13 protein-coding genes are annotated in these 14,132 nt (G+C 65.3%); 5 read left to right on the top strand and 8 right to left on the bottom strand.

The window, feature by feature from the left end:
• Window positions 1–20: 20 nt before the first annotated feature.
• Window positions 21–1,565, top strand: coding sequence for a PAS domain-containing methyl-accepting chemotaxis protein (locus tag AB3K92_RS06240; protein ID WP_059591008.1), 1,545 nt, complete (start codon window positions 21–23; stop codon window positions 1,563–1,565).
• A gap of 421 nt (window positions 1,566–1,986) precedes the next feature.
• On the top strand, window positions 1,987–3,531 hold the full coding sequence (locus AB3K92_RS06235) for a methyl-accepting chemotaxis protein (protein WP_369464673.1): 1,545 nt from the start codon (window positions 1,987–1,989) through the stop codon (window positions 3,529–3,531).
• A 71-nt stretch (window positions 3,532–3,602) separates the two neighbouring features.
• On the opposite strand, the gene AB3K92_RS06230 is transcribed toward AB3K92_RS06235, so the two are convergent.
• From AB3K92_RS06230 to AB3K92_RS06200, 7 genes are all read right to left on the bottom strand, one after another.
• The gene (locus AB3K92_RS06230) at window positions 3,603–4,052 is read right to left on the bottom strand and encodes an OmpA family protein (protein ID WP_081076737.1); all 450 of its coding nucleotides are present in this window, start codon (window positions 4,050–4,052) and stop codon (window positions 3,603–3,605) included.
• A gap of 415 nt (window positions 4,053–4,467) precedes the next feature.
• Entirely contained in the window at window positions 4,468–4,926 is a 459-nt protein-coding gene (locus tag AB3K92_RS06225; protein ID WP_369464672.1) for a hypothetical protein, read from the bottom strand.
• A complete protein-coding gene (locus tag AB3K92_RS06220) occupies window positions 4,919–5,566 on the bottom strand; it encodes a M35 family metallo-endopeptidase (RefSeq protein ID WP_048028574.1) in 648 nt (215 codons plus the stop codon). The genes AB3K92_RS06225 and AB3K92_RS06220 overlap by 8 nt, the downstream gene beginning before the upstream one ends.
• Before the next feature lie 4 nt (window positions 5,567–5,570).
• Window positions 5,571–6,107 (bottom strand): PAAR domain-containing protein, encoded by a 537-nt coding sequence (locus tag AB3K92_RS06215; RefSeq protein ID WP_060233831.1) that lies wholly within the window; start codon window positions 6,105–6,107, stop codon window positions 5,571–5,573.
• A gap of 10 nt (window positions 6,108–6,117) precedes the next feature.
• Window positions 6,118–6,291, bottom strand: coding sequence for a hypothetical protein (locus AB3K92_RS06210; RefSeq protein ID WP_155631051.1), 174 nt, complete (start codon window positions 6,289–6,291; stop codon window positions 6,118–6,120).
• Window positions 6,292–6,832: 541 nt separating this feature from the next.
• A complete protein-coding gene (gene gabD / locus AB3K92_RS06205) occupies window positions 6,833–8,302 on the bottom strand; it encodes an NADP-dependent succinate-semialdehyde dehydrogenase (protein WP_060050960.1) in 1,470 nt (489 codons plus the stop codon).
• A gap of 83 nt (window positions 8,303–8,385) precedes the next feature.
• Window positions 8,386–9,669, bottom strand: a complete 1,284-nt coding sequence (locus AB3K92_RS06200; protein ID WP_021156412.1) for a 4-aminobutyrate--2-oxoglutarate transaminase — start codon at window positions 9,667–9,669, stop codon at window positions 8,386–8,388.
• A 126-nt stretch (window positions 9,670–9,795) separates the two neighbouring features.
• On the opposite strand from AB3K92_RS06200, the gene AB3K92_RS06195 reads away from it, so the two are divergent.
• Entirely contained in the window at window positions 9,796–11,307 is a 1,512-nt protein-coding gene (locus AB3K92_RS06195) for a PLP-dependent aminotransferase family protein (protein ID WP_060303192.1), read from the top strand.
• 50 nt (window positions 11,308–11,357) lie between these two features.
• Here AB3K92_RS06195 and AB3K92_RS06190 read toward each other — a convergent pair whose 3' ends face one another.
• Window positions 11,358–12,194 (bottom strand): EamA family transporter, encoded by an 837-nt coding sequence (locus AB3K92_RS06190; protein WP_369464671.1) that lies wholly within the window; start codon window positions 12,192–12,194, stop codon window positions 11,358–11,360.
• A gap of 115 nt (window positions 12,195–12,309) precedes the next feature.
• On the opposite strand from AB3K92_RS06190, the gene selD reads away from it, so the two are divergent.
• Together selD and AB3K92_RS06180 are read left to right on the top strand one after the other, a co-directional pair.
• Window positions 12,310–13,374, top strand: a complete 1,065-nt coding sequence (gene selD, locus AB3K92_RS06185) for a selenide, water dikinase SelD (protein WP_369464670.1) — start codon at window positions 12,310–12,312, stop codon at window positions 13,372–13,374.
• Between the two features lie 72 nt (window positions 13,375–13,446).
• Window positions 13,447–14,037: a LysE family translocator gene (locus AB3K92_RS06180; protein ID WP_048023438.1), complete on the top strand. Its 591-nt coding sequence runs from the start codon at window positions 13,447–13,449 to the stop codon at window positions 14,035–14,037.
• Window positions 14,038–14,132 lie beyond the last annotated feature (95 nt).

Below are 14,132 nucleotides of genomic sequence, written 5' to 3'. Positions count from 1 at the left end.
TCCGCCTTTCGGAGCCTTGCATGCGTAATAACCAGCCCGTTACCCAACAGGAATTCGATTTTCCCGACGACGTCACGCTGATGTCGACGACCGATGCAGACAGCATCATCACCTACGCCAACACGACGTTCGCGCAGGTGAGCGGCTTCACGACCGAGGAACTCGTCGGCCAGCCGCACAACGTCGTGCGCCACCCGGACATGCCGCGCGAGGCGTTTGCCGACATGTGGGCGACGCTCCAGCGCGGCGAACCGTGGACCGCGCTCGTGAAGAACCGCCGCAAGAACGGCGATCATTACTGGGTGCGCGCGAACGCGATACCCGTGATGCGCAACGGCGAGCCGCAGGGCTACATGTCGGTGCGCACGAAGGCGCCGCACGACGAGAGCGCGGCCGCCGATGCGCTGTATCGCGCGTTCCGCGACGGCAAGGCCGGCCAGCGCCGGTTCCACAAGGGTTTGGTGATCCGCACGGGGCTGCTGCGTATCGCGTCGCTGTCGCAGACGATGTCGGTGCGGGCGCGCGTGCATTCGGCGCTGTGCGTGCTTGCGCCGGCGGTCGTTGGCGCGGGCTGGGCGTGCGGGCTCGCCGGTGGCGGCCTCGCGGCATTTGCCGGCGTGACGGTCGGCGTGGCGGCGGCGGCCGGCCTGTGGCTCGATGCGCAGATCGTGCGTCCGCTGAAGCGACTGCACGACCAGGCGCTGAACGTCGCGACCGGCGAGAGCCGGCGCGGCGTGCGGATGAACCGCGTCGACGAGATCGGCATGACGCTGCGCACGATCAACCAGCTCGGGCTGATGTTCCGCTGGCTCGTCGACGACGTCAGCGAGCAGGTGCACAACGTGCAGCGCGCGAGCAACGAGATCGCGCAGGGCAACAACGACCTGAGCGCGCGCACCGAGCAGGCGGCGTCGAGCGTGCAGGAGACGGCTGCGTCGATGGCCGAAATGACGGCGACCGTCGACAGCAACGCGGAGACCGCGCTGCAGGCGAACCGGCTCGCGATGTCGGCGAGCGAAGCGGCCGGGCGCGGCGGGCAGGCGGTGGGCGAGGTCGTCGCGACGATGAGCGACATCACCGCCAGCTCGCGAAAGATCTCGGACATCATCGGCGTGATCGACGGCATCGCGTTCCAGACCAACATCCTTGCGCTGAACGCGGCCGTGGAAGCGGCCCGCGCCGGCGAACAGGGGCGCGGCTTCGCGGTGGTTGCCGGCGAGGTGCGGGCGCTCGCGCAGCGCAGCGCGAACGCGGCGAAGGAGATCAAGACGCTGATCGGCGCGAGCGTCGAGCGCGTCGAGTCGGGCGCGCGGCGCGTGGACGAGGCCGGCAAGACGATGGAGGACATCGTCGCGCAGGTGAAGCGCGTGTCGGATCTGATCGCGGAGATCAGCTCGTCGACGGCCGAGCAGAGCACCGGGGTGTCGCAGGTCGACCAGGCGGTGGTGCACCTGGACAACATCACGCAGCAGAACGCGGCGCTGGTCGAGCAGAGCACGGCGGCATCGGAGAGCCTGAAGCAACAGGCAACGCGTCTCGTGGATGCGGTGAACGTGTTCCGGTGATCGTCGGGGCGCGCACGCCATGTGCGCGCCCGATCGATGCATCGTGACATCGTGATTGACGCGCGCAATGCGCGTTCAGGTTTTTCGATTCAATCAAAATACGCGAAACGAGAAATATTCGTATTCAAGATTCTGCATTTATGCATTGAATCGATTTTGGCGAATTACGCGAATTAATCAGACGAATATCCGGCAAACCGTTGCCTGGCATGGTGTTTAGTTTCATCAGTAAACGAATTGTTCGGTAAAGACAAGGTGATGCATTTTTAATGCATATTTACCCGGGCAAGGCATAATGTTTTCGTAGAAGTTGCCGAAAGTGCAGGAGCATGACCAATGTGCATGCGGATTGACCGCAATGTGCAGGGTCGCGAATCAATCGACAAGCGGACGCAAGATCCGTTACCCGGAGCTCCACACCATGCGCAACAACCAGCCCGTCACGCAACGCGAATTCGATTTTCCCGACGACGCGACGCTGATGTCGACCACCGACGCGAACAGCTACATTACCTACGCGAACGCGGCATTCATCCAGGTCAGCGGATTTTCTCCCGAAGAGATCGAGGGCCAGCCGCACAACGTCGTGCGGCATCCGGACATGCCGAAGGAGGCGTTCGCCGACATGTGGGCGACGCTCAAGGGCGGCGAGCCGTGGACCGCGCTCGTGAAGAACCGCCGCAAGAACGGCGACCACTACTGGGTGCGTGCGAACGCGATACCCGTGATGCGCAACGGCGAGCCGAAGGGCTACATGTCGGTGCGCACGAAGGCGACGCGCGACGAGATCGCGGCCGCGGAGGCGCTCTACAAGGACTTCCGCGAAGGGCGGGCCGGCAACCGGCATTTTTACAAGGGGTTGATCGTCCGCAAGGGCGTGGCCGGTTTCACGTCGCTGTTCCAGACGATGTCGGTGCGCGCGCGGCTCCATGCGGCGCTGTGCGGGTTTGCGCCGGTCGTGGTGGCTGGCGCATGGGCGTGCGGGCTGGCCGGTGGCGGGCTCGCCGCGTTCGCGGCGGTGACGGCCGGCGCCGCGGTGGCCGCGGGGCTGTGGCTCGATGCGCAGATTGCGCGCCCGCTCGTGCAGTTGCGCGACGAGGCGTTGCGCGTCGCGACCGGCGAGAGCCGCAGCGGCGTGCGGATGAATCGTGTCGACGAGATCGGCATGACGCTGCGCACGATCAACCAGCTCGGGCTGATGTTCCGCTGGCTCGTCGACGATGTCAGCGAGCAGGTGCTGAACGTGCAGCGCGCGAGCAACGAGATCGCGCAGGGCAACAACGACCTGAGCGCGCGCACCGAGCAGGCTTCGACGAGCGTGCAGCAGACGGCCGCATCGATGGCCGAGATGACGGCGACCGTGTCGAGCAATGCGGAGACGGCGCTGCAGGCGAACCAGTTGTCGGTGTCGGCGAGCGAAGCCGCCGGGCGCGGCGGGCAGGCGGTGAGCGAGGTCGTCGCGACGATGAACGACATCACCGCCAGCTCGCGAAAGATCTCGGACATCATCGGCGTGATCGACGGCATCGCGTTCCAGACCAACATCCTGGCGCTGAATGCGGCCGTTGAAGCGGCGCGCGCCGGCGATCAGGGGCGCGGTTTCGCGGTGGTTGCCGGTGAGGTGCGGGCGCTCGCGCAGCGCAGCGCGAACGCGGCGAAGGAGATCAAGACGCTGATCGGCGCGAGCGTCGAGCGCGTCGAATCGGGTGCGCGGATCGTCGACGGCGCGGGCAAGACGATGGAGGACATCGTCACGCAGGTGAAGCGCGTGTCGGATCTGATCGCGGAGATCAGCTCGTCGACGGCCGAGCAGAGCACGGGGGTTGCGCAGGTCGACCAGGCGGTGGTGCACCTGGACAACATCACGCAGCAGAACGCGGCGCTGGTCGAGCAGAGCACGGCGGCATCGGAGAGCCTGAAGCAGCAGGCGACGCGGCTGGTGGAGGCGGTGAACGTGTTTCGGTGATGGCGGGGGCGCGTGAAGCAGGAGGAAGGCGGCCCGCGTTGTGCGGGCCGGCTTGGGCGTGTCCTGCTATGTCATTGCGCCCTGGGTATGGGATTCAGGTTCGGGCAACAGTGGTTGGGGCACCCCGGACTGACGTTCACTTCAACGCGTCGCCCGGATTGACCGAATTCGTCCGGCTTGAAAATCTTCCCCGCCAGCGCGCTTTTCTCGCCACGGATCGAATGCCGATCCAGAACAGCCATCACGTTTTCCGCTCGTTGCGTTGCGAGCTGTTGCGCGTTGTTCTCGGTTCGTTCGGCCAGTCCGATAAGCCAGACCGTATCAATGATCGGAAAGCGCTTGTGCATGTCGCTCGACCATGCCGACAACCTCGAGAGTTCGGTCGGAGAAATCGCACTCGAATCCGCATCGAAAACAATATCGATGTAATGGGCGGGCATGTTCGACGCGCCGTCACAGGCGAACGCTGCCTGTGCGCAGCTCAACGCGAGCGTGGCGGCGGTTAGGAGTTTAGACGCCATCGATATCGTACCCGCGGCGCTGTTGGCATTTTTGAATGAGGACACCCGCATCCGGGATGCGTTCCATGGTCAGCGATTGATGAGTTTGCTGTGTGGCGCTACTCGTGGGTCATCGCACATCCATGCGCAGCTACCTTTATCTTTGATTCGTGATACTGCTAGCCGAACGAGTCACTGCAGAATTTCGAATAGCCGGCAATGCCTCGCTTGTGCGGGCTGGGTTCGCATACGACGGCGTGATTTTGGCCTCTGTCCGGCAGGCTTGCACAATTGGATTCCTGTTGTCGGGGAGTCTGAAGCAGCAGGCGACGCGGCTGGTGGAGGCGCTCAACCTGTTCCGCTAATCGCGGGAACCTGCGAGGCAGGAGGAAGACGGCCCGCATCGCGCGGGCCGGCGTGGGTGCGTCGTGTTACCTCATTGCGCCCTGGGTGTGGGATTCAGGTTCGGGCAGCAGTGGTTGGGGCACCCCGGACCGAATGTGATCTCGACGCGCCGCCCGTTGTCGTCAAACTCGCTCGGGGGAAACGGCAGTTTGTAGATTCGCGCGATCATCGAATTTCGTTCGCCCCGAATCAAGAATTGATCTAGCGCGCTTTTGACGTTCGCTGCGCGTCGGTGCGCAAGCTCTTGCGCGCTTCGTTCCGTCGGTTCGGCCAATCCGACAACCGACACCACATCGACAATGGGGAAGCGATTGCGCATGTTGTTCGACCATACGGAGAGCTTCGCCAGTTCGGAGGTAGATAGGTCGCTTGAATTGTTGTCGAATCGAACATCGAAATCCCAACCGGGCATGTTCGACGGACCATCGCATGCGAACGCCGTATGTGCGCAGCTCAACACGAGCGCGGCGGCAGTGACGACCTTACTCAATGTCAACAACGTACCCCGCGATGCTGTCGGCATTGTTGATTGCCAAGTCTGGGTTTGACCGTCCCCAACCGGGGAGCAAGGGCGTAATCGTGTATTGGTCATCGGTCGACGACATGGTGTCTTGGAAATGGGTGGCTTCGTGAATGATAGTTGACACGTGCGAATCAGCGTTCGCTGTCCACGGGCGCATCGTGCAGAATCGCCCACTGATGGCGATCGTGTGGGTTGCCGTGTCCGGCGCGCATACGTGGGCGGCCTCGTTTGTCGTTCCTCGTGGGTGAGGCGTGCAACCCGTCGCAAGATCGCCAGCGCTGCCGCTTCGAACCACATTGTTCTCGTTGAATGCTCGAACCACGGCAAGCACTTTCGTCAGGCCGGTGAGTAGGTGCATACGCGTGCGCTCGTCGTTTCGACCGAACCATTTGAATACCCGGCCCTTATCGACCTTCGACCACTTTTGTAAATCAGCAATGCGGATCGTCAACCGGTCAATCGCTCGTCCTTGCGCTACGGAAAAAACCTTGCGGAATTCCGAATTGGTCATGTTTTCGCAGATCGGTCGCAAGTCAACATCGGCAAATGTCTGCGATCCTGCGGTGGTGTTTGTTGTTGTCTCGGCGACGGTAGTTTGGTTTCCCATCGTTTCAGTCCTCGATTACAAGCTTCAATGCTTCCGCATGTTCGGTTCGTACGCGCACGGTACAGCCGTGCCGATCACTCACGCCGGATGCCAGCACGTTATCGAATCGATCCTTGATCCAATAGCGTACGTTGCTTAACGGTTGCTTCGTCCTCACGTCGCGGATCACAAATTGATCGCTGTAAATGTCCGATGCCGGCGCGTAGCGCGTGGGTGCGAATGCCGAATATCCGGTGAACGGGGGCGCCGAGCGATGGCCGCTGCTGCTGCCAATGAAAAACATGCAGTCATTGCTCGCGACTAAAAAGTTTTGACCGCATGGACAAAGTACCGCGTCGCCCTCGACGGCTACGGCACGTCCGTTACCGACGACGGATACCGCGCTTCCCGCTATCGGAAACTTTCCCTCGCAATTTCCACACGTCGCTTTGTCGCCGTCTAACGCAATGTGCTTGTCGTCCACGAATATGCTTGCTGTGCCAGCGATGACGATTCCGCCTGTCGTCGTAGCGTCACCGTTCCTGATTGCTCGTCGGCTCATGGTCATCTCCTCAATCCAGGTTCGCAAAAACCCAATCGACTGACTCCGGGCCATGAATCGCGTATTGATCGATCGTGACATCTTCAACTGCGATGATCGGCGGCGTGTGTAGCCGCCGCACCGTCGCGTAAAGACGAATCAACGAGCGAAGAAAGTAAGGGCAGGCGGCATGTTCTTCTTTCATGGACTCGGATGCCTTGTGTATGGATGAGCTACAGACAGTGGCCGGTAAGATTTTCCTTGTCTATAGAACGAGTACGATTTTTATTTTGGAGTCCAATGGAAGTTGATGATGTGAAGCGATCGTCGAGGCTGAGGCGAAGGGGGCGAGCAGAGCGAGACCGGGAAACTACCCACTCGTACTACACGCCGGCGACTGTGAATATGTGTCACGGCGTCACCAGCTGTAGCGGCGACTGCGTGTGCTGACTCTGCGCACACCGGGTTGTCAGGGGAAGTGTTCAAGCGCGTGCACCCCGCATCGAGGCGGAACGCTCTACCCAGCGGCTTTCACTGAAATGGGAAACGAGACTTGACCGAGATTCGCGCGCGATATGACGTATCGGCGGTTACAGCGATCGAAACAGGGTACGCAGAGCGTGGCGATCTCGTGCGTATCGAGGCGACGCGGGCACGACGGAGAGGGACGCCGGCCCGCGTCGGACCGCCCGGTTCCGGCCGGGCGGTCAGGGCCTGTCACCGAAGCGGTGCCAGGCCCTGAACCGTCAGACGGCGAGGCAGAGATACTTGATCACGACGTAGTCGTCGATGCCGTAGTGCGAGCCTTCGCGGCCGAGGCCCGATTGCTTCACGCCACCGAACGGTGCGACTTCGTTCGAGATCAGGCCCGTGTTTACGCCGACCATCCCGTATTCGAGCGCTTCGGCGACCTTCCACACGCGGCCGATGTCGCGGCTGTAGAAGTAAGCGGCGAGGCCGAACTCGGTGTCGTTCGCGAGGCGGATCACTTCGTCGTCGCTGCTGAACTTGAACAGCGGCGCGAGCGGCCCGAACGTCTCTTCCTTCGCGACCTTCATCGCCGGCGTGACGCCCGTCAGCACGGTCGGCTCGAAGAAGCCGTGGCCCAGCGCGTGGCGCTTGCCGCCCGTCACGACGGTCGCGCCCTTCGCGAGCGCGTCCTCGATGTGCGCCTCGACCTTCAGCACCGCTGCTTCGTTGATCAGCGGGCCTTGCGTGACGCCCGGCTCGGTGCCGCGGCCCACCTTCAACTGGCCGACGGCAGCCGCGAGCTTCTGCGCGAACTGGTCGTACACGGCTTCATGCACGTAGAAGCGGTTCGTGCACACGCAGGTCTGGCCGCTGTTGCGGTACTTCGATGCGATCGCGCCCTGCACGGCCGCGTCGAGATCGGCGTCGTCGAACACGATGAACGGCGCGTTGCCGCCAAGCTCCAGCGACACCTTCTTGACCGTCGCCGCGCATTGCGACATCAGCAGGCGGCCGACCGGCGTCGAGCCGGTGAACGACAGCTTGCGCACGATCGGGTTCGACGTCAGCTCGCCGCCGATCGCCTTCGGGTCGCCCGTGACGACGCTGAACACGCCGGCCGGCACACCCGCACGTTCGGCCAGCACGGCCATCGCGAGCGCGGAGAACGGCGTCGCCTCGGCCGGCTTCACGACGATCGGACAGCCCGCGGCGAGCGCCGGGCCGACCTTGCGCGTGATCATCGCCGCCGGGAAGTTCCACGGCGTGATCGCCGCGCACACGCCGATCGCTTCCTTCGTCACGACGATGCGCTTGTCGCTCGCCGGCGTCGGGATCGTGTCGCCATACACGCGCTTGCCTTCTTCCGCGAACCATTCGAGGAACGATGCGGCATAGCCGATCTCGCCCTTCGCTTCGGCCAGCGACTTGCCCTGCTCGGTCGTCAGGATCAGCGCGAGGTCGTCGGCGTTTTCCATCATCAGGTCGTGCCACTTGCGCAGGATGACCGCGCGTTCCTTCGCGGTCTTCTTGCGCCACGCCGGCCATGCGGCGTTCGCGGCTTCGATCGCGTGACGCGTCTCGGCCGTGCCCATCGCCGGCACCGTGCCGAGCAGGCCGCCCGTCGCCGGGTTGCGGACTTCGAACGTCTCGCCGTTCGTCGCGCCTTGCCATTCGCCGTTGACGTACGCCTGCTGGCGGAACAGCGACGGATCTTTCAGTGCCAGGGTTTCCTGAACAGTGCTCATATGAATCGCCTGCTTTGAAGATGACGGATAAAAAGGCCGCCGCCGTCTTGACGACGGCGGCGGCGCATTCAGAAGGCAGGAACTCAGGCCGGCACGCCGACCGTTTCCTTCAGCACTTCCTCGAGGATCACGAGCGCTTCGTCGAACACGGCCTGCGGGATCGTCAGCGGGAACAGGAAGCGCACGACGTTCGAGTACACGCCGCACACGAGCAGCAGCAGGCCGCGCTCGAGCGCACGTGCCTGCACGCGCTTCGTGAATTCCGCATCCGGCTCGCCCGAACCCGGCTTCAGGAACTCGACCGCGATCATCGCGCCCGGGCCGCGCACGTCGGCGATCTGCGGCACGTCGGCCTGCAGCGCGTTCAGCTTCGCCTTCAGCACGTCGCCGAGTTGCGTGGCACGCTCGCACAGCTTCTCTTCGTCGATGATCTCGAGCACGGCATGCGCCGATGCGACGGCCAGCGGGTTGCCCGCATACGTGCCGCCGAGGCCGCCGGGCGCTGCCGCGTCCATCAGGTCGGCACGGCCGACGACGCCCGACAGCGGCATGCCGCCCGCGAGGCTCTTCGCCATCGTGATCAGGTCGGCCAGCACGTCGTAGTGCTGCATCGCGAACAGCTTGCCGGTACGCGCGAAGCCCGTCTGCACTTCGTCGGCGATCAGCAGGATGCCGTGTTCGTTACAGATCTTGCGCAGCGCGCGCACGAATTCGGCCGGCGCCGGGTTGAAGCCGCCTTCGCCCTGGACCGGTTCGAAGATGATCGCGGCCACGCGCTTCGGATCGATGTCGGCCTTGAACAGCATCTCGATCGCCTTGATCGAGTCGGCCGTCGTCACGCCGTGCACGGCGTTCGGGTACGGCGCGTGGAACACGTCGCCCGGGAACGGGCCGAAGTTCAGCTTGTACGGGGCGACCTTGCCGGTCAGCGCCATGCCCATCATCGTGCGGCCGTGGAAACCGCCCGAGAAGGCGATGACGCCCGGACGGCCGGTGGCCGCGCGTGCGATCTTGATCGCGTTCTCGACGGCTTCCGCGCCGGTCGTGAAGAACGCGGTCTTCTTCGGGAAATCGCCCGGCGCGCGTGCGTTGATCTTCTCGGCCAGCTCGACGTACGACGCGTACGGGACGATCTGGTAAGCGGTGTGCGTGAAGTTGTTCAGCTGGTCCGCGATCGCCTTGACGATCTTCGGGTGGCGGTGGCCGGTGTTCAGCACCGCGATGCCGGCGGCGAAATCGATGAAGCGGCGGCCTTCGACATCCCACAGTTCCGCGTTCTCGGCGCGGGCTGCGTAGAAATCGCACATCACGCCGACGCCGCGCGGGGTGGCGGCGTTCTTGCGGGCCTGCAGGTCGGCATTCTTCACGGTCATCTCCTTGATGTTCTTTCCGGTGAGGTGAAAATCGGGCGCTTCGACAGCCCATGGAGGCGACTATAATCACATTTGGCTCTGGCAATCAGAGCCATTTCAATAAATATTCAGGAGCCAATCATGCGCGCGAGCGTGTTGTCGGACTGGCTGGCGCAGCGCCTCGTGCGAGGCGGCGAACAGCCGATCTACCGGCAGCTTCACCGGCTGCTGCAACAGGCGATCCTGTCGCGTGAACTGCCGGCCGGCACGCGCGTGCCGTCGTCGCGGCTCCTCGCGGCCGAACTCGGGATCGCGCGCAACACGGTCACGCAGGTTTACGAACAGCTTGCGCTCGAAGGTTATGTGAACTCGGCAACCGGCCGCGGTACGTTCGTGGCCGACAGCGCGCCCGACGAGATCGTCGGAGCACCGCCCGACGCGGCCGCTACCCACCCGGCGTTCGTGCAGCCGTCCGCGCGGCGGCTGTCGGCACGCGGCACGCGGCTCGTCGAAGGGGCCGGCGTGTCGAAACGGCAGGGCGGCGCGTTCATGCCGGGCGTGCCCGATGTGTCGCGCTTTCCCGCGCGCGTATGGACGCGGCTGCACAACAAATACTGGCGGCGGCTGCGCCCCGACCTGCTGACCTACGCGCCGGGCGGCGGGCTCGCACTGCTGCGCGAGGCGCTGGCCGATTACCTGCGCACGTCGCGCTCGGTGCGCTGCACGCCCGAGCAGATCGTGATTACGACCGGCATCCACCAGTCGATCGACCTCGCGGTACGGCTGCTGACCGACCCGGGCGACGCGATCTGGACCGAGGACCCGTGCTACTGGGGCGTGCGCAGCGTGCTGAACGTGTCGGGGCTGACGACGCGGCCGATCCCGGTCGACGACGAAGGCATCGCCCCGTCGGCGGCCGATCTCGCCGAACCGCCGAAGCTGATGCTCGTCACGCCGTCGCACCAGTATCCGCTCGGGATGGTGATGAGCCTCGCGCGGCGGCGGATGCTGCTCGAATACGCACGCCAGCACGGTTGCTGGATCATCGAGGACGACTACGACAGCGAATTCCGCTACGGCAGCCGCCCGCTTGCGTCGCTGCAGGGGCTCGACACGGCCGGGCAGGTGATCTACGTCGGCAGTTTCGGCAAGACGCTGTTCCCGGGGCTGCGGGTCGGCTACCTGGTCGCGCCCGAGCCGCTCGCGGAGAGTTTCGCGACCGCGAGCGCCGAGTTGTACCGCGAAGGGCAGTTGCTGCAGCAGGCGGTGCTTGCCGAATTCATCGCGGAAGGGCACTTCGTGTCGCATATCCGCAAGATGCGCACGCTGTACGGACAGCGCCGCGAGGTGCTGCTCGACGCGGTCGCGCAACGCTATGGCGACACGCTGCACGCGCTCGGCAGCGATGCCGGGCTGCATCTGGTCACGCAGTTGCCGGAAGGCGTCGACGATCGTGCGGTCGCGCAGGCCGCGCTCGAACGCAATATCGTCGTGCGACCGTTGTCGGGTTATTACGCGGACCGCGAACGCGCGGCGTCGGGGTTGCTGCTCGGTTATGCGTGCGTGCCGGAGGACGAGATCGCGACGGCGTTCGCGACGCTCGCCGAGGCGATCGACGAGCGGGCATTCGGCGGGGTGGCGGTCGCGGTTTGACGCCTGGCGGATCGCACAACCTGCAGACGAACGCGTGTCGCGCGCGCCGCCTACAGGCGGATCAGTGCCGCGCCCACGACCACCAGCGCGCACGCGGCAAGCCGCTGCGCGCCGGGCCGCTCGCGCATCACGAGCCAGCCGATCGCGACCGCGAAGATCGAACTCGTTTCCCGCAGCGCCGACACCGTCCCGACCGGCAGGTACCGGTACGCGAGGATCACGATCCCGTAAGCGGCGAGCGAGATCGTGCCGGCGATCGCGCCCTGCGTGAGCGCCGTGCGCGAGGCGAGTACCGCGCGCGGGCCGCCACGTACCGCGCAGACCAGCACGAACTGCGGCACGCTCCACAGCACGTACACCCACGCGATGTAGCCGAGCGCACTGCCGGACACGCGCGAACCGATGCCGTCGCAGATCGAATACGCGGCGATGAACACGCCCGTGAGCAGCGCAAACGGCACGCCTTCACCGGAGAACCGGAAGCCGCGCCGCAGCGCGAGCGACATGATGCCGAACGACACGAGCGCGATGCCCGCGAAGCCGAACGGGGTCGGCTGTTCGTGGAGAAAGGCGAGCGCGAGCACCGACACGAGCAGCGGCGAGATCCCGCGCGCGATCGGATTGATCTGCCCGAACTCGCCGCTGCGATAGGCGCGCGCCAGCGTGAAGCAGTACGCGACCTCGAGCGCGGCCGACGCGACGATATACGGCCACGCGGCGGGTGCCGGCGCGGGCAGCAGCACGACGCCGGCGATGCCGATCGCGAAATAGGGCAGCGACATCGTGCCGAGCTGTACGAGCCGGTCTTCGCTGACGTGGAGGAAGGCATTCCAGATGGCATGCAGCAACGCGGAGCACAGCACGAGGCCGATGAAGAGGTGATCCATGGACGAAGGTGCGGGCGGCAGCGGGAGCGGGGAGTGCGCCGCCATTATGTGGGTATCGGGCGCACTCGCACGGAATTGTCGATAATGTCGTGTTGTTATTCACCGGATGCCGACGATGACCGAAGCCACCCAAGCCCAGCCTGCCGTTCCGCGCCTCACGAGCCTGTCGCACGGCGGCGGCTGCGGCTGCAAGATTGCGCCGGGCGTGCTGTCCGAGCTGCTGAAGCGCGCGACGCCGCCCGCGCTGTTCCCGGATCTGCTGGTCGGTACCGAGACGTCCGACGACGCGGCCGTCTACCGTCTCAACGACGAGCAGGCGATCGTCGCGACCACCGACTTCTTCATGCCGATCGTCGACGATCCGTTCGACTTCGGCCGCATCGCCGCGACCAACGCTCTGTCCGACGTGTATGCGATGGGCGGCAAGCCGATCCTCGCGCTCGCGCTGGTCGGGATGCCGATCAACGTGCTGCCGCACGAGACGATCGCGGCCGTGCTGCGCGGCGGCGAATCGGTGTGCGCGGACGCCGGCATTCCGGTGGCGGGCGGCCATTCGATCGATTCGGTCGAGCCGATCTACGGGCTCGCGGCGATCGGCGTCGTGCATCCGTCGCGCGTGAAGCGCAACGCGGCCGCGGGTGCGGGCGACGTGCTCGTGCTCGGCAAGCCGCTCGGCGTCGGCGTGCTGTCGGCCGCGCTGAAAAAGAACCAGCTCGATGCCGCGGGTTACGCGCAGATGGTCGCGACGACCACCAAGCTGAACCGTCCGGGCGCCGACCTCGCCGCGCTGCCGGGCGTGCATGCGCTGACCGACGTCACGGGCTTCGGGCTGCTCGGTCACACGCTCGAGCTCGCACGTGGCGCGCACCTCACCGCGCGCGTGCACTACGCGTCGCTGCCGTGGCTCGCGGGCGTCGAGGCGTTCGTGGCCGACGGCGTGTTCACCGGCGCGTCGGGCCGCAACTGGGCCGCGTACGGCGCGGACGTTCGACTGGCCGACACGCTGCCGCCCGTCGCGCAGGCGCTGCTGACCGACCCGCAGACGTCGGGCGGCCTGCTGGTCGCGTGCGCGCCCGAGGCCGTCGACGACGTGCTCGCATGCTTCCGTGCCGACGGCTTCGACCGCGCGGGCGTGATCGGCGAGATGGTGGACGGGCCTGCGCGCGTCGATGTCGCGTGACGCCGAATCGCCGCAGCGGAGATTTTTGCGTTCGCTAGAATCGGTGCCTTCCATCGAAGGCATCGACGACCGATGAACGATTTCCTGTTCGGGCTGATGATCGCGCTGTCGGTCGGGCCCGTTGCGCTGATGATCGCGAACTACGGGATGCGCGCCGGCACCGCAAGCGGCGTGCGCGCGGCGGTGGGTGTCGCGACGGCCGACGGCTGCTACGCGGTCGTCGCGTTCACGCTCGGCGCGATGCTGGCGAGCACGCTCGCGGCGCATCTGTCGCTGTTTCGTGTCGTTGGTGCGCTCGTGTTGCTCGCAATGGGCACGCGGATGCTGTGGCAGGCGCTGCGGGATCGGCGCCGCACGCTCGACGGCGATGCGCGGCCGCCGGGCACGCGCCCGTTCACATCGATGTTCTTCGTCACGCTCGCGAATCCGCTCACTATCCTGCTGTTCTATGGCTATGCGACGGCTGCCGCCGGTGCGCATCGCCACTGGCTGCTTGGCGCCGCGTGCGTGTTCGCCGGCAGCCTCGCGGGGCAGCTGGTGTTCGCGTTCGGCGGCAGCATGATCGGGCGCATCGTGAAATCGCCCGGGTGGCTCGCGGCGAGCCATCTGGTCGCCGCGCTGGTCGTGCTCGGTTACGGCATCGCGGGGCTCGTGCGCGTGTAGCGGTTCGGGGAGCCGGCCGAAATCGATGTCGACGGGTGCGATACGCAGCGGCATGTCGGCAGGCGTTCGTTCCTGCCAACCCGATAGCATTCCTG

The sequence above is a fragment of the Burkholderia sp. Bmkn7 genome, assembly GCF_041103175.1.
GTDB classification, from domain to species: domain Bacteria; phylum Pseudomonadota; class Gammaproteobacteria; order Burkholderiales; family Burkholderiaceae; genus Burkholderia; species Burkholderia cepacia.
Note: the sequence above shows the minus strand (reverse complement) of the source record. Positions and strands in the feature narration are given on the sequence as shown.